This is a genomic window from Terrabacter sp. NPDC080008 (assembly GCF_040702505.1).
GTDB lineage: Bacteria > Actinomycetota > Actinomycetes > Actinomycetales > Dermatophilaceae > Terrabacter.
Window position 1 is genome coordinate 734193 of the sequence record NZ_JBFBLC010000002.1, and the last position, 25702, is coordinate 759894.

General features: G+C 71.9%; 21 protein-coding genes. 9 read left to right on the top strand and 12 right to left on the bottom strand.

The features are described 5' to 3' along the window. Nucleotides 1-124 precede the first annotated feature (124 nt). The 6 genes from tkt to pgl are packed head-to-tail and all read left to right on the top strand — an operon-like array spanning nucleotide 125 to nucleotide 8912. On the top strand, nucleotides 125-2482 hold the full coding sequence (gene tkt, locus AB0316_RS09465; protein ID WP_366272518.1) for a transketolase: 2358 nt from the start codon (nucleotides 125-127) through the stop codon (nucleotides 2480-2482). A gap of 2 nt (nucleotides 2483-2484) precedes the next feature. Continuing rightward, nucleotides 2485-3597 carry a transaldolase gene (tal, locus tag AB0316_RS09470; RefSeq protein WP_366272520.1) on the top strand — a complete coding sequence of 371 codons (1113 nt, stop codon included), beginning with the start codon at nucleotides 2485-2487 and terminating at the stop codon, nucleotides 3595-3597. Further along, nucleotides 3594-5231 carry a glucose-6-phosphate isomerase gene (locus tag AB0316_RS09475; RefSeq protein ID WP_366272522.1) on the top strand — a complete coding sequence of 546 codons (1638 nt, stop codon included), beginning with the start codon at nucleotides 3594-3596 and terminating at the stop codon, nucleotides 5229-5231. The genes tal and AB0316_RS09475 overlap by 4 nt, the downstream gene beginning before the upstream one ends. Beyond that, on the top strand, nucleotides 5228-6769 hold the full coding sequence (zwf, locus tag AB0316_RS09480) for a glucose-6-phosphate dehydrogenase (RefSeq protein WP_366272524.1): 1542 nt from the start codon (nucleotides 5228-5230) through the stop codon (nucleotides 6767-6769). Before AB0316_RS09475 ends, zwf begins: the two co-directional genes overlap by 4 nt. Next, a complete protein-coding gene (opcA, locus tag AB0316_RS09485; protein WP_366272525.1) occupies nucleotides 6766-8181 on the top strand; it encodes a glucose-6-phosphate dehydrogenase assembly protein OpcA in 1416 nt (471 codons plus the stop codon). The genes zwf and opcA overlap by 4 nt, the downstream gene beginning before the upstream one ends. After that, complete coding sequence (gene pgl, locus AB0316_RS09490) at nucleotides 8178-8912, top strand: 6-phosphogluconolactonase (RefSeq protein WP_366272527.1); 735 nt, start codon at nucleotides 8178-8180, stop codon at nucleotides 8910-8912. The genes opcA and pgl overlap by 4 nt, the downstream gene beginning before the upstream one ends. 109 nt (nucleotides 8913-9021) lie before the next feature. Here the strand turns inward: pgl and AB0316_RS09495 are convergent, their stop codons facing one another. The 11 genes from AB0316_RS09495 to uvrA form a co-directional block, all read right to left on the bottom strand. Beyond that, nucleotides 9022-9372: an RNA polymerase-binding protein RbpA gene (locus tag AB0316_RS09495; protein WP_366272529.1), complete on the bottom strand. Its 351-nt coding sequence runs from the start codon at nucleotides 9370-9372 to the stop codon at nucleotides 9022-9024. Between the two features lie 12 nt (nucleotides 9373-9384). After that, nucleotides 9385-9630 carry a preprotein translocase subunit SecG gene (secG, locus tag AB0316_RS09500; RefSeq protein ID WP_366272531.1) on the bottom strand — a complete coding sequence of 82 codons (246 nt, stop codon included), beginning with the start codon at nucleotides 9628-9630 and terminating at the stop codon, nucleotides 9385-9387. Nucleotides 9631-9763: 133 nt separating this feature from the next. Further along, complete coding sequence (tpiA, locus tag AB0316_RS09505) at nucleotides 9764-10576, bottom strand: triose-phosphate isomerase (RefSeq protein ID WP_366272533.1); 813 nt, start codon at nucleotides 10574-10576, stop codon at nucleotides 9764-9766. Beyond that, nucleotides 10576-11784 carry a phosphoglycerate kinase gene (locus tag AB0316_RS09510; RefSeq protein ID WP_366272535.1) on the bottom strand — a complete coding sequence of 403 codons (1209 nt, stop codon included), beginning with the start codon at nucleotides 11782-11784 and terminating at the stop codon, nucleotides 10576-10578. Before AB0316_RS09510 ends, tpiA begins: the two co-directional genes overlap by 1 nt. A 126-nt stretch (nucleotides 11785-11910) precedes the next feature. After that, a complete protein-coding gene (gene gap / locus AB0316_RS09515; protein ID WP_366272537.1) occupies nucleotides 11911-12915 on the bottom strand; it encodes a type I glyceraldehyde-3-phosphate dehydrogenase in 1005 nt (334 codons plus the stop codon). Nucleotides 12916-13103: 188 nt separating this feature from the next. Beyond that, complete coding sequence (whiA, locus tag AB0316_RS09520; RefSeq protein ID WP_366272539.1) at nucleotides 13104-14084, bottom strand: DNA-binding protein WhiA; 981 nt, start codon at nucleotides 14082-14084, stop codon at nucleotides 13104-13106. Between the two features lie 165 nt (nucleotides 14085-14249). Continuing rightward, nucleotides 14250-15215 carry a uridine diphosphate-N-acetylglucosamine-binding protein YvcK gene (gene yvcK, locus AB0316_RS09525; RefSeq protein ID WP_366272541.1) on the bottom strand — a complete coding sequence of 322 codons (966 nt, stop codon included), beginning with the start codon at nucleotides 15213-15215 and terminating at the stop codon, nucleotides 14250-14252. Nucleotides 15216-15225: 10 nt separating this feature from the next. Then, the gene (gene rapZ, locus AB0316_RS09530) at nucleotides 15226-16143 is read right to left on the bottom strand and encodes an RNase adapter RapZ (RefSeq protein ID WP_366272543.1); all 918 of its coding nucleotides are present in this window, start codon (nucleotides 16141-16143) and stop codon (nucleotides 15226-15228) included. Then, a complete protein-coding gene (gene uvrC / locus AB0316_RS09535) occupies nucleotides 16140-18221 on the bottom strand; it encodes an excinuclease ABC subunit UvrC (RefSeq protein ID WP_366272545.1) in 2082 nt (693 codons plus the stop codon). Before uvrC ends, rapZ begins: the two co-directional genes overlap by 4 nt. A 102-nt stretch (nucleotides 18222-18323) precedes the next feature. Then, nucleotides 18324-18806 (bottom strand): Rieske (2Fe-2S) protein, encoded by a 483-nt coding sequence (locus AB0316_RS09540; protein ID WP_366272547.1) that lies wholly within the window; start codon nucleotides 18804-18806, stop codon nucleotides 18324-18326. After that, complete coding sequence (uvrA, locus tag AB0316_RS09545) at nucleotides 18803-21895, bottom strand: excinuclease ABC subunit UvrA (protein ID WP_366272549.1); 3093 nt, start codon at nucleotides 21893-21895, stop codon at nucleotides 18803-18805. Before uvrA ends, AB0316_RS09540 begins: the two co-directional genes overlap by 4 nt. A 139-nt stretch (nucleotides 21896-22034) precedes the next feature. Between uvrA and AB0316_RS09550 the strand changes: the two genes are divergently transcribed. From AB0316_RS09550 to AB0316_RS09560, 3 genes are read left to right on the top strand one after another with little or no spacing between them, the layout of a single operon-like run. Beyond that, nucleotides 22035-23858 carry a glycoside hydrolase family 15 protein gene (locus AB0316_RS09550; RefSeq protein ID WP_366272551.1) on the top strand — a complete coding sequence of 608 codons (1824 nt, stop codon included), beginning with the start codon at nucleotides 22035-22037 and terminating at the stop codon, nucleotides 23856-23858. Further along, nucleotides 23845-24546, top strand: coding sequence for a maleylpyruvate isomerase family mycothiol-dependent enzyme (locus AB0316_RS09555; protein ID WP_366272553.1), 702 nt, complete (start codon nucleotides 23845-23847; stop codon nucleotides 24544-24546). Before AB0316_RS09550 ends, AB0316_RS09555 begins: the two co-directional genes overlap by 14 nt. Nucleotide 24547: 1 nt before the next feature. Then, entirely contained in the window at nucleotides 24548-25246 is a 699-nt protein-coding gene (locus tag AB0316_RS09560) for an MBL fold metallo-hydrolase (protein WP_366272555.1), read from the top strand. A 95-nt stretch (nucleotides 25247-25341) separates the two neighbouring features. On the opposite strand, the gene AB0316_RS09565 is transcribed toward AB0316_RS09560, so the two are convergent. Further along, nucleotides 25342-25659, bottom strand: a complete 318-nt coding sequence (locus AB0316_RS09565; protein WP_366272557.1) for a hypothetical protein — start codon at nucleotides 25657-25659, stop codon at nucleotides 25342-25344. Between the last annotated feature and the right edge of the window lie 43 nt (nucleotides 25660-25702).

The window sequence follows — 25702 nt, forward strand, 5'->3', positions numbered from 1 at the left end:
GAGGACGGCTGACACCGCACATGGCCTCGCTCCCTACCGCCCCTCGGGCGAGGTGTCCTGCCTCACAACGCGGGGACTAGGCTCGTGGCCGTACGCGACCAACTCTGCCGAAGGAGACCCGTTCGTGCCCACTGCTGCGTCCAGCACCGCCCCCACGGCGACGAAGCCCACCCGATCCCGCACCTCGGCGAAGACGAAGGGACTGCTGGCACAGCGCGACCCCGGCCTGCCCCTGCCCGTCGCGAAGAAGGCCGGCTGGTCCGACCTCGACGTGCGGGCGGTCGACACCGTGCGCCTGCTCGCCGCCGACGCCGTGCAGAAGGTCGGCAACGGGCACCCCGGCACGGCCATGTCACTGGCCCCGCTCGCCTACCTGCTCTACCAGAACGTCATGACGCACGACCCGTCCGACCCCACCTGGCTCGGCCGTGACCGCTTCGTGCTCTCGTGCGGGCACTCGAGCCTCACGCAGTACATCCAGCTCTACCTGAGCGGCTACGGCCTCGGCCTCGACGACCTCAAGGCGCTGCGCACCTGGGGCTCCCAGACCCCGGGCCACCCCGAGGTCCACCACACCCCCGGCGTCGAGATCACCACCGGCCCGCTCGGTTCCGGCCTCGCCTCTGCCGTCGGCATGGCCATGGCCCAGCGCCGCCAGCGCGGGCTCTTCGACCCCGACGCCAAGCCGGGCACGAGCCCCTTCGACCACCACGTCTACGTGATCGCGTCCGACGGCGACATGCAGGAGGGCGTCTCGCACGAGGCCTGCGCCCTCGCCGGCCACCAGGAGCTCGGCAACCTCACGGTCGTCTACGACGCCAACCAGATCTCCATCGAGGACGACACGGACATCGCCTTCAGCGAGGACGTCGCCGCGCGCTTCGAGGCCTACGGCTGGCACGTCGTCGACGTCGACTGGCGCAAGGACGCCGACGGCGCGACCTACGTCGAGGACGTCGACGCGCTGCTCGCCGCGATCCGCTCGGGCGAGAAGGTCACCGACAAGCCGACGCTCGTCCGGCTGCACACGATCATCGCGTGGCCCGCCCCCACCAAGCAGAACACCGGCAAGTCCCACGGCTCGGCCCTCGGCGACGAGGAGATCGGCGCCACCAAGGAGCTGCTCGGCTTCGACCCGAAGAAGTCGTTCGTCGTCGAGCCGGCGGTGCTCAAGCACGCCCGCGACGTCGTCAAGCGCGGCAAGGCCGCCCACCGCGAGTGGGACAAGTCCTTCAAGGCCTGGCGCAAGGCCAACCCGGACCGCGCCGAGCTGCTCGACCGCATCCTCGCCGGCAAGGCGCCGGCCGGGCTGCAGAAGGCGCTGCCGACGTTCCCCGCCGACGAGAAGGGCGTCGCCACCCGCGCGGCCTCCGGCAAGGTGCTCACCGCCCTCGCCGACGTCATGCCCGAGCTGTGGGGCGGCTCGGCCGACCTCGCCGAGTCCAACAACACGACGATGGACGGCCAGCCCTCCTTCATCCCCAAGGGCAAGCAGACCCGCGAGTGGAAGGGCGGTCCCTACGGGCGCACCCTGCACTTCGGCATCCGCGAGAACGGCATGGGCATGATCCTCAACGGGATCGCGCTCGAGGGCCTGACCCGCCCCTACGGCGGCACGTTCCTCGTGTTCTCCGACTACATGCGACCCGCCGTGCGCCTCGCCTCCATCCAGCAGGCTCCCGTCACCTACGTGTGGACGCACGACTCCATCGGTCTCGGCGAGGACGGCCCGACGCACCAGCCGATCGAGCACCTCGCGGCCCTGCGCGCGATCCCCGGCCTCGACGTCGTGCGCCCCGCCGACGCCAACGAGACGGCGGCCGCGTGGGCCCAGATCCTCACGCGCAGCGACGGCCCCGCCGCGCTGTGCCTGACGCGCCAGCCCGTCCCCACGTGGGACCGGACGAAGTTCGGCAAGGTCAGCGGCGTCGCCAAGGGCGCCTACGTCCTCGTCGAGGAGTCCCGTGCCGGCGACCCCGACGTCATCCTGGTGGCCACGGGCTCCGAGGTGCAGCTGGCGGTCGCGGCCGCCGAGCGCCTCGAGAAGTCGAAGATCGCGACGCGCGTCGTGTCGATGCCCTGCCGGGAATGGTTCGAGAAGCAGAGCCGTTCCTACCAGGACAAGGTTCTGCCTCCGGCAGTCCGCGCCCGCGTCAGCGTCGAGGCGGGGGTCTCGATGGGCTGGCACGACGTGGTCGGTGACGCCGGCCGCTGCGTCAGCATCGAGCACTTCGGCGCCTCCGCCGACCAGGCCACGCTGTTCCGCGAGTTCGGCTTCACGCCCGAGGCCGTCGTCAAGGCGGCGAAGGACTCCATCAAAGCCGCGCGCGGTGCCGCCACGACGGCACCGGGGGTCACCGAGACCAACCCGGCCCGCGCAGCCCAGAGCGCCTCCACCGACGTCATGGGCGCCGACGCGCAGACCGGCAGCGGCAACGCAGCCGAGGCAGCAGCCGCATCCGCACCGAGCAAGGGGAAGTGAGCATGACCAACCCGAACACCCAGGCCCTCAGCGAAGCCGGCGTCTCCATCTGGCTCGACGACCTCTCCCGTGAGCTGATCGAGACCGGCAAGATCTCCGAGCTCATCGAGGAGCGCAACGTCGTCGGCGTCACCTCCAACCCGTCCATCTTCCAGGCCGCCCTGTCCAAGGGTGAGCGCTACAACGAGGACCTGGCCGAGCTGACCAAGGCCGGCAAGGGCGTCGACGAGGTCGTGCACGAGCTGACCACGTCGGACGTGCGCCACGCCTGCGACCTGTTCCTGCCGCTCTACGAGTCGACGAAGGGTGTCGACGGCCGCGTGTCCATCGAGGTCGACCCGCGCCTCGCCCACGACACCGACAAGACGGTCGAGCAGGCCAAGCAGCTCTACGCCGACATCGACCGGCCCAACGTTCTCATCAAGATCCCGGCCACGAAGGCCGGCCTGCCGGCCATCACCGCTGCCATCGCCGAGGGAATCAGCGTCAACGTGACGCTGATCTTCTCCCTCGAGCGCTACCGGGCCGTCATGAACGCCTACCTCGAGGGGCTCGAGCGGGCGCGTGCCAACGGCAAGGACCTCTCGCAGATCCACTCGGTCGCCTCGTTCTTCGTATCGCGCGTCGACACCGAGATCGACAAGCGCCTCGATGCCATCGGCACCGACGAGGCCCGCGGACTCAAGGGCAAGGCGGGCCTGGCCAACGCGCGCCTGGCCTACCAGGCCTTCGAGGAGGTCTTCGCGACCTCCCGGTGGGGCTCGCTCGCCGAGGCGGGCGCCAACGTCCAGCGCCCCCTGTGGGCCTCGACCGGCGTCAAGGACCCGGCCTACCCCGACACGATGTACGTCGACGAGCTCGTCGCCGCCGACGTCGTCAACACGATGCCGGGCAAGACGCTCGAGGCGACCGCCGACCACGCCGACATCCACGGCGACACCGTGACCGGCGGCTACGAGCAGGCCAGCAACCTGCTCGACGACCTCGAGCGCCTGGGCATCTCCTACACCGAGGTCGTCGACCTGCTCGAGAGCGAGGGTGTCGACAAATTCGAGAAGGCCTGGGGCGAGCTGCTCGACGGCGTGACCGCGGAGATGGAGAAGGTGAGCGCATGAGCTCGCTGTCCGTCAGCGCATCAGGGGCTGCGGCGGACGCGATCGGGCGGCACGTGCCGACCCTCGTCGACGACTCCGTCGCCAGCCGGCTCTTCGAGCAGGACGCCACCCTGTGGGGTCCCGAGGCCGAGTCCGAGTCGCGGATCCGCCTGTCGTGGGTGGGCCTGCCCCGCTCGTCGCGCCCCCTGGTCGGCGAGATCGCCGCGCTGCATGGGTCGTTCGTCGAGCAGGGCTTGACCCACGTCGTGCTCTGCGGCATGGGCGGCTCCTCGCTCGCGCCAGAGGTCATCTGCGCCACGGCAGGCAAGCCGCTGGTCGTCCTCGACTCGTCCGACCCCGACTACGTCCGCCGTGCCCTCGGTGACGACCTCGCCCACACGGTCGTCGTCGTCTCGAGCAAGTCCGGCTCCACCGTCGAGACCGACTCCCAGCGCCGCGCCTACGAGCAGGCCTTCACCGACGCCGGCATCGACCCGGCCTCGCGCATCGTCGTCGTCACCGACCCGGGCAGCCCCCTCGACAAGGAGTCGCGCGACAAGGGCTACCGCGTCGTCAACGCCGACCCCGACGTCGGAGGTCGCTACTCCGCCCTGACCGCCTTCGGCCTCGTGCCGAGCGGTCTCGCCGGTGTCGACATCGAGGCCCTGCTCGACGACGCCGAGTCGGTCGCCGATCTGCTGGCCGCCGACGACGAGGCCAACCCGGGTCTGCGCCTCGGGGCAGCCATCGGCGGCACCGACCCGCTGCGCGACAAGCTCGTCCTCGTCGACGAGGGCTCCGGCATCGTCGGATTCGCCGACTGGGCCGAGCAGCTCATCGCCGAGTCGACCGGCAAGAACGGCACCGGCCTGCTCCCGGTCGTCGTCGGCGGCGTCGACGACCCCGAGGTGACCTGGCCCGCCACCGACGTGACGGTCGCCCGTCTCGTCGCCGCCGACGAGGAGTCCCCGTCGTCCGACGCGGCCTCCGAGGTACGCGTGGGCGGCACACTGGGTGCCCAGCTGCTCCTGTGGGAGGTGGCGACCGCGGTCGCCGGACGACTGCTCGGCATCAACCCCTTCGACCAGCCCGACGTTGAGAGCGCCAAGAAGGCGGCCCGCGAGCTGCTCGACCAGGGCACCGGCGCTGCCGCGGAGGCAGCCGCCACCGACGGTGCCGTCGAGATCCGGGCCCTCGGCGGCTCTGGTGACTGGCTCGGCGACGCACGCACCGTCCCGGCCGCGCTCGACGCGCTCTTCGCGCAGCTCGACCCCGAGCACGGCTACGTCGCCGTCATGGCCTATCTCGACCGGCTCGCCGACGCCGAGCTCGCCGACTGCCGCGTGCCGCTCGCCAAGCGCACCGAGCGCCCCACGACCTTCGGCTGGGGCCCGCGCTTCCTCCACTCGACCGGCCAGTTCCACAAGGGCGGTCCCGCGGTCGGTGTCTACCTGCAGATCACCGCCGCCCCCAAGGAGGACCTGTCCATCCCGGGCCGGGACTTCACCTTCGGCGACTTCATCGCCTCCCAGGCGGGCGGCGACGCTGCGGTCCTCGCAGATCACGGTCGTCCCGTCCTGCAGCTGCACCTGACCGACCACGACGCAGGGCTCGCGCAGCTGCGCGAGGTCCTGCTGGCAGGAGGACGTGCATGAGTCCGGCCCGCGTCTCCCACGGGCACAACCCGCTGCGCACCGCCGAGGACCGCCGCCTGCCCCGCATCGCCGGGCCCTGCGGGCTCGTGCTCTTCGGTGTCACCGGCGACCTCGCGCGCAAGAAGCTGATGCCGGCGGTCTACGACCTCGCCAACCGCGGCCTGCTGCCGCCGGGCTTCTCGCTCGTCGGCTTCGCGCGCCGCGACTGGGCCACCCAGGACTTCGGCCAGGTCGTCCACGACGCCGTCAAGCAGCACGCGCGCACCCCCTTCAGCGAGGACGTCTGGCGCAACCTCAGCGAGGGGTTCCGCTTCGTGCCGGGCACGTTCGACGACCCGGCCGCCTTCGACCTGCTCGCCAAGACGGTCGACGAGCTCGACCGGGACCGCGGCACCGGAGGCAACCACGCCTTCTACCTCTCGGTCCCGCCGAGCTTCTTCGCCACCGTCTGCGAGCAGCTCGAGCGGTGCGGCCTCACCAAGTCCGAGGGCGACAGCTGGCGCCGCGTCATCATCGAGAAGCCCTTCGGCCACGACCTCAAGAGCGCCCAGCAGCTCAACGAGATCGTCGAGGGCGTCTTCCCGCCCGACTCGGTGTTCCGCATCGACCACTACCTCGGCAAGGAGACGGTCCAGAACCTGCTGGCGCTGCGCTTCGCCAACCAGCTCTTCGAGCCGGTGTGGAACGCCAACTACGTCGACCACGTGCAGATCACGATGGCCGAGGACATCGGCATCGCCGGCCGCGCCGGCTACTACGACGGCATCGGCGCAGCCCGCGACGTCATCCAGAACCACCTGCTCCAGCTCCTCGCCCTGACGGCGATGGAGGAGCCGGTCTCCTTCGACGCCAAGGACCTACGCGCCGAGAAGGAGAAGGTGCTCTCCGCCGTGCGCCTGCCCTCCAACCTCGACAAGCACGCCGCCCGCGGGCAGTACGCCGCCGGCTGGCAGGGCGCGGAGGAGGTGGTGGGGTACCTGCAGGAGGACGGCGTCGACCCGGAGTCGGTGACCGAGACGTTCGCAGCGGTCACCCTCGAGGTCGACACCCGCCGCTGGGCGGGTGTCCCCTTCTACCTGCGCACCGGCAAGCGGCTGGGCAAGCGCGTGACCGAGATCGCGGTCGTCTTCAAGAAGGCACCCCACCTGCCGTTCGAGCACACCGCGACCGAGGAGCTCGGCCAGAACGCCATCGTCATCCGCGTGCAGCCCGACGAGGGCGTCACGCTGCGCTTCGGCTCCAAGGTGCCGGGCGCGCAGATGGAGGTGCGTGACGTCACGATGGACTTCGGCTACGGCTCGTCGTTCACCGAGGCCTCGCCCGAGGCGTACGAACGCCTCATCCTCGACGTACTGCTGGGCGAGCCGCCGCTCTTCCCCCGCCACGAGGAGGTCGAGCTGTCCTGGCGCATCCTCGACCCGCTGATGGAGCACTGGGCCAGGAACGGCAAGCCCGAGCAGTACCCCGCCGGAACGTGGGGGCCGCCGTCGGCCCACGAGATGCTCGCGCGTGACGGACGCGTCTGGAGGATGCCGTGATCAGGGACCTGACCGACACCACGACGACGGGCATCAGCAAGACGCTCGTTCGGCTGCGCAACGAGGTCGGCGCGATGGCACTGGGCCGGGTGCTCACCCTGGTCATCGTCGTCGAGGACACCGACGCGCAGGAGGCCATCGACGCCGCCAACCAGGCGAGCCGTCAGCACCCGTGCCGCATCATCGTCGTCATTCCCGGTGAGCGCCGCGGGCGCAACCGCCTCGACGCCCAGATCCGGCTCGGCGGCGACGCCGGCGCCTCCGAGATCGTGGTCCTGCGGCTCTACGGCGCCCTCGCCAACCACGGCCCGAGCGTCGTCATGCCGCTGCTGCTGGCCGACTCCCCCATCGTGGCCTGGTGGCCGGGCAAGGCCCCCGAGGACGTCGCCCAGGACCCCATCGGCGCCATGGCCCAGCGCCGGATCACCGACGCCGCGGAGACCCACAACCCCAGGCTGACGCTGAAGAAGCGCGCGGCGAGCTACGCGCCAGGTGACACCGACCTGTCGTGGACGCGACTCACGCACTGGCGCGGCCTGCTCGCCGCGGCGCTCGACCAGCCGCCCTACGAGCCGATCACCGGGGCCGTGGTCAGCGGTGCCCCCGACTCGCCGTCCTCCGACCTGCTGGCGGCCTGGCTGGCCCGCCGCCTCAAGGTGCAGGTGCGCCGCGTGTCGACCCCTCGCGGGTCCGGCATCGCGTCGGTCCGCCTCGAGCGGGAGAGCGGGCCGATCGACCTCGTGCGCCCGGGCGACGTCATCGCCACCCTCTCGCAGACCGGTCAGCCCGACCGGCGCATCAACCTGCCTCGCCGCGAGCTGCCCGAGTGCCTCGCCGACGAGCTGCGCCGCCTGGACCCGGACGAGGCCTACGCCGAGGCGCTCTGCCAGGGCCTGACCGAGCTGCGTCCGGTGCGTTCCTCGGCTGCAGACGCGGCCAAGGCCGGCAAGGCGCCCGACATCGCCGCCGCGCGCAGGCTCGCCAGCCGTCTGGGTCGCGACGAGTCCGCCCAGGACGCCAGCGCGATGATCTCCGCTCCCCCGGCACCGGAGCACGCCGAGACGTCCGAGGTGCGGGAGGCGACGGCTCGCAAGCTCGCCGGCAAGCGCACTCCCCGCGAGAAGCAGGCCGCCAAGGACCGCAAGAAGGCCGCCGAGGCCAGCGCCCGCGAGTCAGCGGCCTCCAAGTCCGGGTCGTCGAGCTCCACCGGTACGTCCCGCACGCCGAGCAAGCGCTCGGCCTCCGGCGCCGCCAAGAAGACGGCCGGCCGCAGTACGGCCGGCACGCGCAAGGCTGCGGCGAAGAAGACGACGGCCGGCACGGCGCCGCGGCGCAGGGCCACGTCGACGTCGAAGGCGGCCTCGGCCGGGCCGGCGCCGGCCGACGAGGCGTCGGGCGGGACGGCGTCGTGACCGCCGAGCCCCGTGTCGTCGTCCACCCGGACAAGCAGGCCCTCGCCGACGCCGCCGGGGCCCGGCTGGTGACGGCGCTCCTCGACGCGCAGACGCGCAAGCCGGAGGCCCAGATCGCCCTCACGGGCGGTTCCATGGGGTCGGCCATCCTCGCCTCGGCCGCGAGGACGCCGGGCCGCTCGGCCGTCGACTGGTCACGCGTGCGGGTGTGGTGGGGCGACGAGCGCTACCTGCCCGCGGGCGACCCCGACCGCAACGACACCCAGAACGACAAGGCGGGGCTGCGCGACCTGGGCCTGGACCCGGCGAAGGTGCACCGGGTGGCGGGTCCGGACGCCTCCGACAGCGCCGAGGCCAGCGCCGACGCGTACGCACAGAGCATCCGCGAGCACGGGCAGCACGAGTGGGACCTCGTCCTGTTCGGCGTCGGGCCGGACGGTCACGTCGCCTCGCTCTTCCCGCACCACCCCGCGCAGCGCACCACCGACGCCATCGCCGTGGCCGTGCACGACTCCCCCAAGCCGCCACCGGATCGGGTCAGCCTCACCTTCGAGTGCTTCGAGCGCAGCCGGGAGGTGTGGTTCCTGGTCTCCGGCGAGGACAAGGCCGAAGCCGTGTCGGCCGCCCTCACGCCCGGGACCGACCGGTGGGACGTGCCCGCTGCGGGGCCTCGCGGCACCGACGCCACACTGTGGCTCGTCGATGCTGCGGCCGCCTCCAGATTGGGCTGACCGGGCGGCGAACGCCCAGCGGCCGCAACGGCATACGGCAGGACGAAGGGCCCGGGACGACGTCCCGGGCCCTTCGTCATCGGGTCACCACGGCGGGTGACCCCTTAGCTCACTGGATGAGGCCCCGCTGGCGCAGGCTGCTCAGCGCCTCGTCGAGGATCGCCTCGCCGTCGGCGTCGCTGCGCCGCTCCTTCACGTAGGCCAGGTGCGTCTTGTAGGGCTCGACCTTCGGCGCGGCCGGAGGGTTGGCCTTGTCCTGGCCGGCCGGCAGCCCGCAGCGCGGGCAGTCCCACGTCTCGGGCAGGACCATGCCGGGCTCCTCGGCGAAGCTCGGGCGCGTCTCGTGCCCGTTGGAGCACCAGTAGGAGATGAGGACGCGAGGAGCGGAGTCGCCCCGCTCGGCCTCTCCCATCGGGCCGGCGCCGACCCGACTTCCACGAATGGCGTTACCGCCGGCCATCTACTCGTCCTCTCAGCTCGCGAAGCGGGCCAACAGGCCCAGACCGATGATGGATGCCGCCCAGACCACGGCCACGGCCACCGTGAAGCGGTCGAGGTTGCGCTCGGCCACCGACGAGCCGCCCAGGGAGGTCGACATGCCGCCGCCGAACATGTCGGACAGGCCGCCGCCCTTGCCCTTGTGCAGCAGGATGAACAGCGTCAGGACCAGGCTGGACAGCACCAGCAGGACCTGCAGCACGATGCGAACCGCATCCACGTGGTCACTCCAAATCGTCGGGATCTCGGCGGACCGGGGGTCGGTCGCCCCCTCCCCCGGCATGTTCCGGGGCTCGGGCAAGGATACCTGCCCGAGTGCCCATCGGCCGAACGCCGGGAATCGGCGCGGGCGCTCAGGACGTCGTCAGGTGGTCGCGGTAGCGGCAGATCGACGCGAACTCGGTCGGGTCGATCGATGCCCCGCCGACGAGCGCGCCGTCGACGTCCTCCTGCGACATGATCGCGGCGACGTTGCCCGCCTTGACGCTGCCGCCGTAGAGCAGGCGAATGCCGTCCGCGACGTCGCCGCTGTAGAGCTCGGCGAGCAGCGTGCGGATGGCGGCGCACACCTCCTGGGCGTCGTCGGGCGTCGCGACCTCGCCGGTGCCGATGGCCCAGATGGGCTCGTAGGCGATGACGATCGAGGCCGCCTGCTCCTTGGTGACCCCGTCGAGGTCGGCGCGCAGCTGCTCGAGGACGTGCTCGACCTGGCGGCCCTCCTTGCGCACGTCGAGCGCCTCGCCGCAGCACAGGATCGGCTTGAGGCCGTGCGCGTAGGCCGCCTTGACCTTGGCATTGACGACCGCGTCGGTCTCGCCGTGCCCCTCGCGCCGCTCGCTGTGGCCCACGACGACGTAGGTGCACCCGAGCTTGGCCAGGAAGGCTCCGGAGATGTCACCGGTGTAGGCGCCGGAGGCATGGGGCGACAGGTCCTGGGCGCCGTAGCGCAGGTCGAGCTTGTCACCCTCGACGAGCGTCTGCACGGAGCGCAGGTCGGTGAACGGGGGCAGCACCGCGACCTCGACCGCGGTGTAGTCGTGCTTGGCGTCCCGCAGGGTCCAGTCGAGCTTCTGCACCAGGTGCGTGCCCTGCAGGTGGTCGAGGTTCATCTTCCAGTTGCCGGCCATCAGGGGGACGCGCCCCACCGGCTTGGTGTCCTTGGCCATCAGGCATCGCCCTCCTCGAGCACGGTCAGGCCCGGCAGCTCCTTGCCCTCGAGGTACTCGAGGCTCGCGCCGCCACCGGTCGAGATGTGGCCGAAGTTGTCGTCGGCGAAGCCGAGCTGACGCACGGCTGCCGCGGAGTCGCCCCCGCCCACGACGGTGAGCGCGCCGCCCTTCGTCACGTCGACGAGCGCCTCGGCGACGGCCTTGGTGCCGGCGGCGTACGGCGCCATCTCGAACGCGCCCATCGGGCCGTTCCAGAAGACGGTGCGGCAGTCGGCGAGCTTCTGCGCGAAGAGCCGGCTGGACTCCGGGCCGATGTCGAGGCCCATGCGGTCGGGCGGGATGGCGTCAGCGGGGACGACCTCGTGGTCGGCGTCGGCGCTGAACGCGTCGGCCGCCACCACGTCGACGGGCAGGACGATCTCGACGCCCTCCTCCTCGGCGCGCTCGAGGTAGCCCTTGACCGTGTCGATCTGGTCGGCCTCGAGCAGGCTCTTGCCGACCTCGTGGCCCTGGGCGGCGAGGAAGGTGAAGACCATGCCGCCCCCGATGAGGAGGCGGTCGGCGGTGCCGAGCAGGTTGCCGATGACGCCGAGCTTGTCGGACACCTTGGCACCGCCGAGGACGACGGCATACGGCCGCTCGGGGTCCTTGGTGAGGCGGCGCAGCACGTCGACCTCGGTCGAGACGAGGCCACCCGTGGCATGCGGCAGCAGCCGGGCGACGTCGTAGACGGACGCCTGCTTGCGGTGCACGACCCCGAAGCCGTCGGACACGAAGACGTCTGCGAGAGAGGCGAGCTCGCCGGCGAACTCGGCGCGCTCGTCGTCGCTCTTGGCGGTCTCGCCCGAGTTGAAGCGGAGGTTCTCGAGGAGCAGCACCTGGCCGTCCTCGAGCGCAGCCGCCTTGGCCTTGGCGTCGTCGCCCACGGTGTCCTCGGCGAAGAGGACCTCGGTGCCGAGAACCTCGCCGAGGCGCTCGGCGACGGGGGCCAGCGAGTACTTGGCCTCGGGCGCGCCCTTGGGGCGGCCGAGGTGGGCGCAGACGAGGACGCGGGCGCCGGCGTCGGCCAGGGTCTTGATCGTGGGGGCCGAGGCGCGAATGCGGCCGTCGTCGGTGATCGTCGAGCCGTCGAGCGGCACGTTGAGGTCGGACCGGACGAGGACGCGCTTGCCGCGCAGGTCCCCGAGGTCGCTGATGGTCTTCACGCGAGTTGCCTCTTCGTCAGTTGGCGGTGCCGGCGGGCACCGGGGGCACGGGTGACATGGCGGCGGCCACCGCTCGTCGCGCTCCCGGCCTGACGGCAGGAGCCCGACGAGCGGTGGCCGGGTGGCTCAGAGCGACTGGCCGACGAGCTTGACGAGGTCGACGAGGCGGTTGGAGTAGCCCCACTCGTTGTCGTACCAGCCGACGACCTTGACCTGGTTGCCGATGACCTTGGTCAGGCCGGCGTCGAAGATGCAGGAGGCCGGGTCGGTCTCGATGTCCTTGGAGACGATCTGGTCCTCGGTGTAGACGAGGTAGCCCTTGAGCGGGCCCTCGGCTGCGGCCTTGACCGCGGCGTTGACCTCCTCGACCGTGGTCTCGCGGCCGGCCTCGAACGTGAGGTCGGTGGCCGAGCCGGTGGGCACCGGCACGCGCAGGGCGTAGCCGTCGAGCTTGCCCTTGAGGTCGGGCAGCACGAGGGAGACGGCCTTGGCCGCGCCCGTCGTGGTCGGGACGATGTTGAGCGCGGCGGCGCGGGCCCGGCGCAGGTCCTTGTGCGGGGCGTCCTGGAGGTTCTGGTCCTGGGTGTAGGCGTGGATCGTCGTCATGAGGCCCTTGACGATCTCGAACTCCTCGTGGAGCACCTTGGCCATCGGCGCGAGGCAGTTCGTCGTGCACGACGCGTTGGAGATGACCGTGTGCTTGTCGGCGTCGTAGAGGTCGTCGTTGACGCCCATGACGATGGTGATGTCCTCGTTCTTGGCCGGGGCCGAGATGATGACCTTCTTGGCGCCGCCGTCGATGTGCGCCTTGGCCTTGGTGGCGTCGGTGAAGAAGCCGGTGGACTCGACGATGACGTCGGCGCCGACGCCGGCCCAGTCGATGGCCGCGGGGTCGCGCTCCTCGAAGACACGGATCGACTTGCCGTCGACGATGATCGAGGTGTCGTCGTAGCTGACCTCGCCCGGGAAGCGCCCGAGGATCGAGTCGTACTTGAGCAGGTGGGCGAGGGTCTTGTTGTCCATGAGGTCGTTGGTGGCCACGACCTCGATGTCGGCTCCGGACGCCACGATGGCGCGGAAGAAGTTGCGGCCGATGCGGCCAAAGCCGTTGATACCAACGCGAACGGTCACTGCTGTGCACCTCTTCGGTGAGACTGAGTCGGACGGACTGCAGACCAACGGCCGCCCCGTTGCGACCTCGATCACACGCCAGCCTAGTGCGTGACCTCCGGGGACCACGCGGCAGTCTCAGCGACCGGTGAGCGACCGCTCAGCACCGCGAGCGGCCGCCGGGACCGGCGTGCTGGGGCTCGAGCGCCTCAGCCCTCGAGCATGTCGGGGGTCAGGTTGGCATCGGTGCCCGGCACGCCGAGCTCCTCGGCGCGCTTGTCGGCCATGGCGAGGAGCCGGCGGATGCGACCCGCCACGGCGTCCTTGGTCATCGGCGGCACGGCGAGCTGCCCGAGCTCCTCGAGGCTGGCCTGCTTGTGCTGCACGCGCAGGACGCCGGCCTCGCGCAGGTGCTCCGGGATGTCGTCGCCGAGCAGGTCCATGGCCCGCTCCACCCGGGCCCCGGCGGCCACCGCGGCGCGGGCCGACCGGCGCAGGTTGGCGTCGTCGAAGTTGGCCAACCGGTTCGCGGTGGCCCGCACCTCGCGGCGCATCCGGCGCTCCTCCCACGCCAGCACGGCGTCGTGGGCGCCGAGCCGCGTCAGCATGGCCCCGATCGCGTCACCGTCGCGGATGACGACCCGGTCGATGCCACGGACCTCACGGGCCTTGGCCTGGATGCCGAGCCGGCGGGCCGCGCCGACGAGCGCCAGGGCGGCCTCCGGGCCCGGGCACGTGACCTCGAGGGCGGAGGAGCGGCCCGGCTCGGTGAGCGAGCCGTGGGCGAGGAATGCCCCGCGCCAGGCGGCCTCGGAGTCGCAGGTCGCGGCGCTGACCACCTTCGGCGGCAGCCCGCGCACCGGGCGGCCGCGGGTGTCGATCAGGCCCGTCTGCCGGGCCAGCGTCGCGCCGTCCTCGACGACCCGTACGACGTAGCGGGAGCCGCGACGCAGGCCACCGGCCGCGAGGACGAGCACGTCGCTCTTGTGGCCGTAGACCTCGGCGATGTTGCGGCGCAGCCGTCGCGCCGCGTTGGCGGTGTCGAGCTCGGCCTCGACGACGATCTGGCCACCGATGATGTGCAGTCCCCCGGCGAAGCGCAGCATGGTCGAGACCTCGGCCTTGCGACAGCACGGTTTGGTCACGTCCAGACGTGAGAGCTCGTCCTTGACCTTTGCTGTCATCGCCATGGCCGACATCCTGCCACCCCGATCAAGCACCCTCCCGTCCGAGGTGCCGTGGCCTTTCGGTCGTGTCCGTCGTGTCCGTCACCCGACGGCCGGGTATGCCGTGTCGCCGAGCCCGCGGGACGGCATACGTCGTCGCTCGCGTCGTCTCACGTCACGCCGGTCACGTCAGGCGATGACGTCGCGCAGGGCGGCGGCGAGGCGCAGCGGGTCGTGCACGCCGGGCTCACCGCGCGCGGCCACCGGCGCGACGACGAGCTCGGCTCCCAGCTCGGCGGCCGCCGCCCGCAGCGAGGCGCCGTCGGGCACCACGCTCGGGTCGGCGAGCACGACGTCGAGCCGCAGGTCAGGGGCGTTGGCGGCCAGCGACGCGAGGTGGTCCTCGGCCCGGAAGTCGCGGGTCTCGCCCTTGTGCACCTCGAGGTTGAGGTTGAGCAGCCGTCTGGCCGGGGTCGCGACCAGCGCGTCGGCGAGGTCCGGCACCAGCAGGTGCGGCATCACGGAGGTGAACCAGGACCCGGGGCCGAGCATGACCCACTCCGCCTCCCGCACGGCCGCGAGGGCCTCGTGGCAGGGCTCCGGGCAGGTCGGCACGATCCCGATCGACGAGACCACCCCGGCCGAGGACGCGACGCGGTGCTGGCCGCGGACCTCCACCGTGGCGTCGGGGCGCTCGGGGTCGTGGCCGTGGATCTCGGCGACGATCTCGAGGGGCTCCCCCGCCATCGGCAGCACCCGGCCACGCGCACCGAGCAGCCGGCCCACCAGGTCGAGCCCGCGCACCGTGTCGCCGAGCAGGTCCCAGATCGAGACGATCATGAGGTTGCCGAGAGCATGGCCCTTGAGGTCGCCGTCGCCCGCGAACCGGTGCTGGAGCACGTCGCGCCACGTGTGCCCCCAGTCGCTGTCGTCGCAGAGGGCCGACAGCGCCATCCGGAGGTCGCCGGGCGGCAGGACGTCGAACTCCTCGCGCAGGCGTCCGCTCGACCCGCCGTCGTCGGCGACGGTCACCACGGCGGTGAGGTCCTCGGTGAGCAGCCGGAGCGCGGTGAGGCTGGCCGCGAGGCCGTGACCGCCACCGAGGGCGACGACGCGCCGGGCGTGCGGGGGGACGAGGGGCAGTCGGGTGGTCACGGGCGTCGGGTCACTCGCGGCCGAGGTCACGGTGCACGACGAACGTGTCGACGCGGTCGCGCCCGCCGAGACGGGCGCTCAGGGCCTCGGCGACGGCGACGGACCGGTGCTTGCCACCGGTGCACCCGACCGCGACGGTGACGTAGCGGCGTCCCTCCCGGACGTAGCCGTCGATCATCGTGTCGAGCAGGCCGCCGGCGCGCTCGAGGAACTGGTCGGCGCCCTCCTGCTTCATGACGAACTCGCTGACGGGGGTGTCGCGTCCGGTGAGGGGTCGCAGCTCGGGCACCCAGTACGGGTTGGGCAGGAAGCGCATGTCGAAGACGACGTCGGCATCGAGCGGCAGGCCGTACTTGAACCCGAACGACATCACCGCGATCCGCAGCTGCGCCTTGCGGTCGCCCGCGAAGAGGGACGACAGCTTGGCGCTCAGCTGGTGCACGTTGAGGCCGGAGCTGTCGATGACGACGTCGGCGGACGAGCGCAGGTCGAGGAGCATCCGGCGCTCGCGCTGGATGCCGTCGAGCAGCCGGCCGTCGCCCTGGAGCGGGTGCGGGCGGCGCACGCTCTCGAAGCGGCGGACGAGGGCCTCGTCGGTGGCGTCGAGGAAGACGAGGCTCGGCCGCTCCCCGCGGGCCCGGGCCGCCCGGATGGCGCCGTCCAGCTGGGCGAACCAGCCGCGGGAGCGGACGTCGACGACCACGGCCACCTGCTGGAGGTGCGCCTCGGGGTGCTGGGCCCGCGCCTCGTCGCGCAGCTCCGCGAGGTGGGTCAGCAGCTGCGGCGGCAGGTTGTCGACGACGAGCCAGCCGAGGTCCTCGAGGACGTTGGCGGTCGTGCTCCGCCCGGCTCCGCTCATCCCGGTGACGATGATGATCGGCGCGTCCGCGAGGGACGTCTGCGGCAGGGGCCTGGGGTCGGCGGTCATTCGAGGACTTCTCCCGTCGTGAGGTTCACGGCCGGCTCCTGGGGCGCTCCCTGCGCCAGGTGGCTGACCACGGCAGAGGCGAGCGCCCGGCCGAAGCCGGGTACGGCCATGATGTCCGTTTCGTCCGCGGCCCGAAGGCGTTTGACCGATCCGAAGTGCCGCAGCAGCGCCTTCTGGCGGCTGGCGCCGAGCCCGGGTATGCCGTCGAGCTGGGAGGCCGTCATCGCCTTGGACCGGCGCTGGCGGTGGAAGGTGATGGCGAAGCGGTGGGCCTCGTCGCGCAGCCGCTGGAGCAGGTAGAGGCCCTCGCTCGTGCGCGGCATGATCACCGGGTGCTCCTCGCGGGGCAGCCAGACCTCCTCGAGGCGCTTGGCGAGGCCCACGAGCGCCACCTCCTCGATGCCGAGCTCGTCGAGCACCGCCTGGGCGGCGTTGACCTGCGGGAGTCCGCCGTCGACGACGACGAGGCTCGGCGGGTAGGCGAAGCGCCGCGGGCGGCCGGTCTCGGGGTCGATGGGACCAGAGGCCGAGCGCTCGTCCTCGTCCTCCCCGGGCGTCGCAGCGGCACCGTTGACCGACCCGTTGCCCGTCACCCCGGTGGCCTCCTCCTCGCCACCGACGACGCCGGTGGACAGGTCGAGGTCGCCCGTGCCCTCTGCGTCCTCGAGGTAGCGGCGGAACCGGCGGGTCAGCACCTCGCGCATCGCGGCCGTGTCGTCGACGGTCACCGGCTCGCCGCCCTCGACGCCGGTGGTCGCACCGCGCACGATGAAGCGGCGGTACTCGCTCTTGCGGGCGAGGCCGTCCTCGAACACCACCATCGACGCCACGACGTTGGTGCCCTGGACGTGGCTGACGTCGTAGCACTCGATGCGCAGCGGCGCCTCGTCGAGCCCGAGGTAGTCCTGCAGCTCCTGCAGCGCCTTGCTGCGCAGCGTGAGGTCGCCGGCACGAGCCACCTTGTGCCGGGCGAGCGACTGCTCGGCGTTGCGGCGCACCGTCTCCATCAGCGTGCGCTTGTCGCCGCGCTGCGGGACGCGGACGTTGACGATCGAGCCCCGGACCGACGAGAGCCACTCGGTGACGGCCTCGAGGTCGGCGGGCAGCTCGGGCACGAGCACCTCCCGCGGGACCGCATCGCGGTCCGCGTCCCCGTAGACCTGCTGCAGGAGGTGCTCGACCAGCGTGGGGATGTCCTCGCTCTCCTTCTCGACGACCCAGCCGCGCTGGCCGCGGATGCGACCGCCGCGCACGTGGAACACCTGGACGGCTGCCTCCAGGTCGTCGTCGGCGAGGGCGAAGACGTCGGCGTCGGTGGCATCACCCAGGACGACCGCCTGCTTCTCCAGAGCCTTGGTGATGGCCCCGAGGTCGTCGCGCAGCCGGGCGGCCTGCTCGAAGTCGAGCTCGGCCGCGGCCTCGCGCATGCGCGTCTCGAGCCGCTTGGCGAACCGGGTCGTGTTGCCGGCCATGAAGTCGCAGAAGTCCTCGGCGATGGCGCGGTGCTCGTCCGGGGTCACCCGGCCCACGCACGGTGCGGAGCACTTGTCGATGTAGCCGAGCAGGCACGGTCGCCCGCTCGCCGCAGCTCGCTTGAACACCCCGGAGGAGCAGGTGCGCAAGGGGAAGACGCGCAGCAGCAGGTCGAGGGTCTCGCGGATCGCCCAGGCGTGCCCGTAGGGGCCGAAGTAGCGGGTGCCCTTGCGCTTGGCCCCGCGCATGACCTGGGCCCGCGGGAACTCCTCGCCCATCGTCACGGCGAGGAAGGGGTAGGACTTGTCGTCGCGGTACTTGACGTTGAACCGCGGGTCGAACTCCTTGATCCAGGAGTACTCGAGCTGGAGCGCCTCGACCTCGGTGCGCACGACGGTCCACTCGACGGAGGCCGCGGTGGTGACCATCGTCGCGGTGCGGGGGTGCAGCGCGGTGATGTCCTGGAAGTAGGAGGACAGCCGGGGCCGCAGCGACTTGGCCTTGCCGACGTAGATGACACGGCCGTGCGCGTCGCGGAACCGGTAGACGCCCGGGTCGGTCGGGATCTCCCCCGGCTTGGGTCGGTAGGTCGTCGGATCCGCCACGGATCCACCCTATGTCGGCCCACCGACGGCGCTGAACGGCGCCCGAGCGCCGGACCCGAGGGCGGGGAGCCCCGGCGCACGGCAGACGCCCTCAGGCGGTGCTCAGCTCACCGTGAGCGTGCTGCCCGAGACCGTGACCGTCTTGGGCGTGAGGCCGGTGGGCGCGGGCCCCGACACCACCTGGCCGGTGCTGTCGTCGAAGTGGCTCTGGTGGCAGGGGCAGATGATCTGGCCACCCTCGACGGAGCCGACGGTGCAGCCCTGGTGCGGGCAGATGGCGTCGAACGCCTTGAACGTGCCGGCCTTGGGCTGGGTGACGACCGTCTGCGAGTCGGCGAAGACCTTGCCCCCGCCGACCGGGATCTCGGAGGTGGGTATGCCGCCCTGCCCGCCACCGGAGGCGCCGGACCCGCCGCCCGTGGTGCCGGAGGGGACGGGCGGGCTGCTGCAGGCGGCCAGGGTCCCGGCGCCGACGACGAGGCCGGTGACCCCGGCGATCTTGAGCAGGCTGCGGCGGTCGGTGAGCCCGGCCACCCGGTCGAGCTCGCCGGACGCAGGTGCGGTGGGACCGCGACGCTCTGTCATGCCTTGGCCTTCCGGGTGCGGGTCGTGCTCACGGTGGTGCTGGACGGCGACTTCTTCGCGGCCGCCGTGGTCGCCGAGCCGCGGGTGCGCTTGGCGGCCGGCTTCACTGTGCGTGACGAGCCTGTGCCGGCGCCGTCAGCGCGCTGGGAGCTGCCCGCTCCCTTGGTGCCGCGGCCCTTGGCCGTGGCGCGAGTGGTGGTGCGCGCAGTGCGTTCGAGGATGGGCTTGAGGAAGCGGCCCGTGTGGCTCGCCTCGACCTCGGCAACCTGCTCGGGGGTGCCCTTGGCGATGACGGTGCCACCGCCGGAGCCGCCCTCGGGGCCCATGTCGATGATCCAGTCGGCGTTCTTGATGACGTCGAGGTTGTGCTCGATGACGATGACGGTGTTGCCCTTGTCGACGAGGCCCTGGAGCACGTCGAGGAGCTTGCGGATGTCCTCGAAGTGCAGGCCGGTGGTCGGCTCGTCGAGGACGTAGATGGTGCGGCCGGTGGACCGCTTCTGCAGCTCGCTCGCGAGCTTGACGCGCTGCGCCTCGCCGCCGGAGAGGGTCGGCGCCGGCTGGCCGAGACGGACGTAGCCGAGGCCGACGTCGTTGAGCGTCTTGAGGTGGCGTGCGATTGCCGGGACCGCCTCGAAGAAGGTGGCGGCCTCCTCGATCGGCATGTCGAGCACGTCGGCGATGGTCTTGCCCTTGAAGTGGACCTCGAGCGTCTCGCGGTTGTAGCGGGCGCCGTGGCACACCTCGCACGGGACGTAGACGTCGGGCAGGAAGTTCATCTCGATCTTGATCGTGCCGTCGCCGGAGCAGGCGTCGCAGCGGCCGCCCTTGACGTTGAACGAGAACCGGCCCGGCTGGTAGCCGCGGACCTTGGCCTCGGTGGTCTCGGCGAAGAGCTTGCGCATGTTGTCGAAGACGCCGGTGTAGGTCGCAGGGTTCGATCGCGGGGTGCGGCCGATCGGGCTCTGGTCGACGTGGACGACCTTGTCGAGCTGGTCCAGGCCCGTGACGGTCTTGTGCCGTCCCGGGACGTGACGCGCGCCGTTGAGCTTGTTGGCGAGGACGTTGTAGAGGATGTCGTTGACGAGGGTCGACTTTCCCGACCCGGAGACGCCGGTGACGGCCACGAGGTTGCCGAGCGGGAAGCTCACCGTGACGTTCTGGAGGTTGTTCTCGCGAGCGCCCGTCACGGTGATCTCGCGGCCGTCGTGGCCGCGGCGCACGTCGGGCGTCGGGATCTCGCGACGACCCGAGAGGTACATGCCGGTCAGCGACTCGGGGTGCTCGAGCAACCCCTTGACCGGGCCCGAGTGCACGACGTGCCCGCCGTGCTCCCCCGCGCCCGGGCCGATGTCGACGACCCAGTCGGCGGTCGCGATGGTGTCCTCGTCGTGCTCGACGACGATGAGGGTGTTGCCGAGGTCACGCAGGCGCGTCAGCGTCTCGATGAGGCGGTGGTTGTCGCGCTGGTGCAGGCCGATCGACGGCTCGTCGAGGACGTAGAGGACGCCGACGAGGCCCGAGCCGATCTGGGTCGCGAGACGGATGCGCTGGGCCTCGCCGCCCGAGAGCGTGCCGGCGGGCCGGTCGAGCGAGAGGTAGTCGAGGCCGACGTCGAGCAGGAAGCCGAGTCGGGCGTCGATCTCCTTGATGACGCGCTCGGCGATCTGCTTCTCACGTGCCGTGAAGTCGACGGTGTCGAGGAAGCCGGCCGCCTCGCGGATGGCCAGGCCACAGACCTCGGAGATGTTCTTGCCGCCGAGCAGCACGGCGAGGGACTCCGGCTTGAGGCGCGCACCCTTGCACACGGGGCACGGGACCTCGCGCATGAAGCCCTCGTAGCGGTCGCGGCTCCACTCGGACTCGGTCTCGGAGTGCCGGCGCTTGATGAAGGGCACGACGCCCTCGAAGCCGGTGGTGTAGGAGCGGTCGCGCCCGTAGCGGTTCTTGTAGCGGACGTGGACCTTGTAGTTCTGGCCGTGCAGCAGCGCTTCCTTGGCCCGGGCTGGAAGCGACCGCCAGGGCACGTCCATCGAGAACTTCAGGTCGTCCGCGAGGGCGCCCATGACACGCTGGAAGTACTCGGCCGAGCCGGAGCCCTGGGCCCAGGGCGCAATGGCCCCCTCGGCGAGCGAGAGGTCGTCGTCGGGCACGACGAGCTCGGGGTCGACCTCGAGCTCGGTGCCGATGCCGGTGCACTCGGGGCACGCGCCGAACGGCGAGTTGAAGGAGAAGGACCGCGGCTGGACCTCGTCCATGCCGAGCGGGTGGTTGTTGGGGCAGGCCATCTTCTCGGAGAAGCGGCGCTCGCGGTCCTTGGCCTTGGCGTCGCGGTCGACGAAGTCGATGATGACGATGCCGCCGGCGAGGCCGAGGGCCGTCTCGACCGAGTCGGTGAGGCGCCGCTTGGAGCCGGAGTCGTCGCCCTTGGCGACGAGGCGGTCGACGACGACCTCGATGGTGTGCTTGCGCTGCTTCTCGAGGGCGGGCGCCTCGGCGAGGCTCACGACCTCGCCGTCGACACGGGCGCGGGAGAAGCCCTTGGTCTGCAGCTCGGCGAAGAGGTCGACGAACTCGCCCTTGCGCCCCTGCACGACGGGTGCGAGCACCTGGAAGCGGGTGCGGTCCTCGAGGGTGAGCAGCTGGTCGACGATCTGCTGTGGCGACTGCCGCGTGACCGGCTCACCGCACACCGGGCAGTGCGGGCGTCCAGCGCGGGCGAAGAGGAGTCGGAGGTAGTCGTAGACCTCGGTGATGGTGCCGACCGTCGACCGCGGGTTGCGGTTGGTCGACTTCTGGTCGATGGAGACCGCCGGCGAGAGGCCCTCGATGAAGTCGACGTCGGGCTTGTCCATCTGGCCGAGGAACTGCCGGGCGTACGCGGAGAGCGACTCGACGTAGCGGCGCTGCCCCTCGGCGAAGATCGTGTCGAAGGCGAGGCTGGACTTGCCCGACCCCGAGAGCCCCGTGAAGACGATGAGGCTGTCGCGCGGGAGGTCGACGGAGACGTCGCGCAGGTTGTGCTCGCGCGCGCCGCGGACGACGAGGGAATGGGCGTTGCCGGTGGGCATAGCAGTCACGCGGAACATGCTAGGTCGGGCCACCGACAGTGCCCGCATCCGCCGTCCGCGGCAGGGGCCGGCAGACGCCCGCACGGGGGCCGGTGCACCCCGCCGTCGGCATACGGGGGCTTACGCCGGGAAGGTCCCGGGACGGCATACTCTGCCCATGACTGAGCACGTGCACACGCCCATCGAGGAGTATGCCGTCCTCGGCGACCTCGGGACGGCCGCCCTGGTCAGCCGGCAGGGCTCCGTCGACTGGCTCTGCCTGCCGCGCTTCGACTCCCGCGCGTGCTTCGCGGCCCTGCTCGGCACCCCGCAGCACGGCCGCTGGCTCCTCACCCCGGCCGACCCCGACGCCGTGACGACCCGGCGCTACATCGGCAGCTCCTTCGCGCTCGAGACGATCCACGAGACGCCGACCGGCCGAGTGCGCGTCACCGACGTCATGCCGCTCGGCGATGGCCGCTCGGACCTGCTGCGCCGCATCGAGGGCGTCGAGGGGACGGTGCGGATGCTCCACGAGTGGACCGTCCGCTTCAACTACGGCCGCACCCGCCCGTGGGTCGCCCGGCACACCGACGACCGCGAGGACCGCACCGACGAGATCATCACCGCCATCGCCGGCCCGGACATGCTCGTCCTGCGCGGCGCCCGCCTGCCCCACGCGCAGGACGGGCACCACGTCGACGAGTTCGACGTGGCGGCGGGCCAGACCTACACGTTCTCGACGACCTGGTTCCGCAGCCACGACGAGATCCCGCCGGCCCTGAAGGTGCGGGCCCGCATCCGCGAGACCATCGCGCGCAGCGAGCAGTACGCCGCCCGCAGCCGGTACCGCGGCTCCTACACCGAGGCGGTGGCGCGCTCGCTCCTCGTCCTGCGCGGGCTGACCCACCAGGACACCGGCGGCATCGTCGCGGCACCCACGTCCTCGCTGCCCGAGGACTTCGGCGGCGAGCGCAACTGGGACTACCGCTTCTGCTGGCTGCGCGACGCCGCCCTGACGCTCGAGGCGCTGCTCGGCTGCGGCTACGTCGAGGAGACCGCGCTGTGGCGCGACTGGCTGCTGCGCGCCGTGGCCGGCGACCCCGAGGACATGCAGATCATGTACCGCGTCGACGGCGGACGCGACCTCCCGGAGCGCGTCCTCGACCACCTGCCCGGGTATGCCGGGTCGCGTCCCGTGCGCGTCGGCAACGCGGCCGTGCTGCAGCGCCAGACGGACGTGCTCGGCGAGGTCATGATCGCCCTCCACACGGCCCGGTCCTGCGGGCTCGAGGAGAACCCCGACGCGTGGCACCTGCAGCGGTCCCTCGTCAACCACCTCGCCGAGCACTGGGAGGCGCCCGACAACGGGCTCTGGGAGATCCGCGGCCCGCAGCGGCACTTCACCCACTCACGGGCGATGGTGTGGGCGGCCTTCGACCGTGCCGTGCGCGCCGTCGAGGAGCACGGCCTCGACGGGCCGGTCGAGCGGTGGCGCGAGCTGCGCGACCAGGTGCGCGAGGAGGTCCTGTCCAAGGGCTTCGACAGCGAGCGGGGCACGTTCGTGCAGCACTACGACACCACGGAGGTCGACGCCTCGCTCCTGACGCTGTCGGCCATCGGCTTCGTCGACGGCGACGACCCGCGCATGCTCGGCACGATCGCGGCCGTGGAGGCGGACCTCATGCGCGAGGGGCTGGTCCTGCGCTACCGCACCGACACCGGCGTCGACGGCCTGGCCGGTGACGAGCACCCCTTCGTCGCGTGCGCGTTCTGGCTCGTGACGGCCTACGCCAAGGCGGGTATGAGCGAGAAGGCCACGGCGCTGATGGACCACCTGCTGGGGCTCACCAACGACGTCGGGCTGCTGTCGGAGGAGTACGACCCGGTGGCGGGGCGCATGGTGGGCAACTTCCCCCAGGCGTTCTCGCACCTGGCGCTGATCGGGGCCGCCCTGGCCCTCGCCGAGGCGGACGGAGAGGACACGGATGCGACACGCTGACGTCACACCGGCACTCGTGGAGGCCGAGACCGACCGGCTCGTCTCGACCGCGCTCGCCCTTGGCGACCCCGACGTCGCCGGCCCGTCGCTGTGTGAGGGATGGACCCGGGGGCACGTGCTCGCCCACGTCGCGCGCAACGCCGACGCCCTGGCCCGCGTCTGCGACGTGGCCCTGACGGGAGCGCCCGGCACGATGTACGACGACACGGCCTCACGGGACGCCGACATCGAGCGCGACGCCGACCGCCCGGTCGCGCAGCACGTCACCGACCTGCGCGAGTCCGCCACCCGCCTGTCCGAGCGGCTGGTGCAGCTGCGCCCCGAGCACTCCGACGTGCGGGTCGAGCGCACCCCCGGCGGCTTCCCGATCGCGGTCGGCCTCGTGCCGTTCATGCGGCTGCGCGAGGTCGTCTTCCACCACGTCGACCTCGACGCCGGCTACACCTTCGCCAGCGCCCCGACCGAGGTCGTCTCCCTCTTCCTGCGCGACGCCGTCAACCGCCTGGTGCACGCCGACGCGCCGCCGTCGCTGCGCATCCGCACGGCCGAGGGCGACGAGCACCAGGTCGGCGACGGGGGCACCCTCGTCAGCGGTGCGGGCGCGGACGTGCTCGGCTGGCTCGCGCGCGGGACCACCGACGGGGTGGAGTTCGACGGCCCCGTCCCGACCCTGCCCTTCGGAGGCTGAGATGACGACCACCCCTGACAGCGGTGAGCGCAGCGGCGGCACCTACACCGGCCACGTCACCGCCGGGGGCCCTGCGGCCGTGAAGGAGCTCTCGGCGCTGACCATCCGCAAGCTCGAGGTGGGCGGGTTCGGCAACAACGCGTACCTGCTGACCTGCCGCGCGACCGGCGAGCAGCTGCTCGTCGACGCGGCCGCGGACCCAGAGCGACTCCAGGAGCTGGTCGCCTCGGGGGGCGACGGACTGGCCACGGTCGTCACGACCCACTCCCACCACGACCACGTCGGGGCGCTCGCGGAGGTCGTGGCAGCGACCGGTGCGCGCACCGTGGCGGGCGCCGACGACGCGGACGCGCTGCCCGTCCCCGTCGACGTCCGCGTCTCCCAGGGAGACACCGTGGCGGTCGGGGACGTCACCCTCGACGTCATCCACCTGCGCGGGCACACCCCCGGCTCCATCGCGCTCGCCTACCCCGACCCCGAGGGCCACACGCACCTCTTCACCGGCGACAGCCTCTTCCCCGGCGGGGTGGGCAACACGAAGAACCCCGGGCAGAGCTTCGACTCGCTCATCGAGGACGTGACGACCCGCGTCTTCGACGTCTACGACGACGACACGTGGTTCTACCCGGGCCACGGCGACGACTCGACGCTCGGCGCCGAGCGGCCGCACCTGCCGGAGTGGCACGCACGAGGCTGGTGAGCGACGTTCCGCGCTGACGGCGTACGCCCTCGGCGGGCGCGCGCTCCTGCGATGGCGTATGCCGCCGGGCCGGCTTGCGAGCCGCCGCCGCGACGCTACTGGGCGTCCTCGAGGTCCGTGCTGCGATCGGCGTCGAGCTCGGAGATGAGCGACTCGAGCTCGGCGCGGAGGAAGTCGAGGTCGTCGGGCACGTTCGTCAGCAGGATGTGACGCCGCGGGTTGTGGGCGACGCACAGCCCCACGCCCAGACGGGAGCGCCCGTGGCGTTGGCGCCAGGCCCGCTCCAGCTGGGGGCCGCCGCTCCAGTCGACCGGTGCGTGCAGCCAGCCCTTGACGTCAACGAGGTCGCCGTCCGGGCCGTGACGACGGTTCGTCGGGGGATCGAATCCCTCGAGGGTGATCCGCTCTTCCATACCTCCGACGGTACGGCTCCGACCGCCTCCCCACCAGAGCATC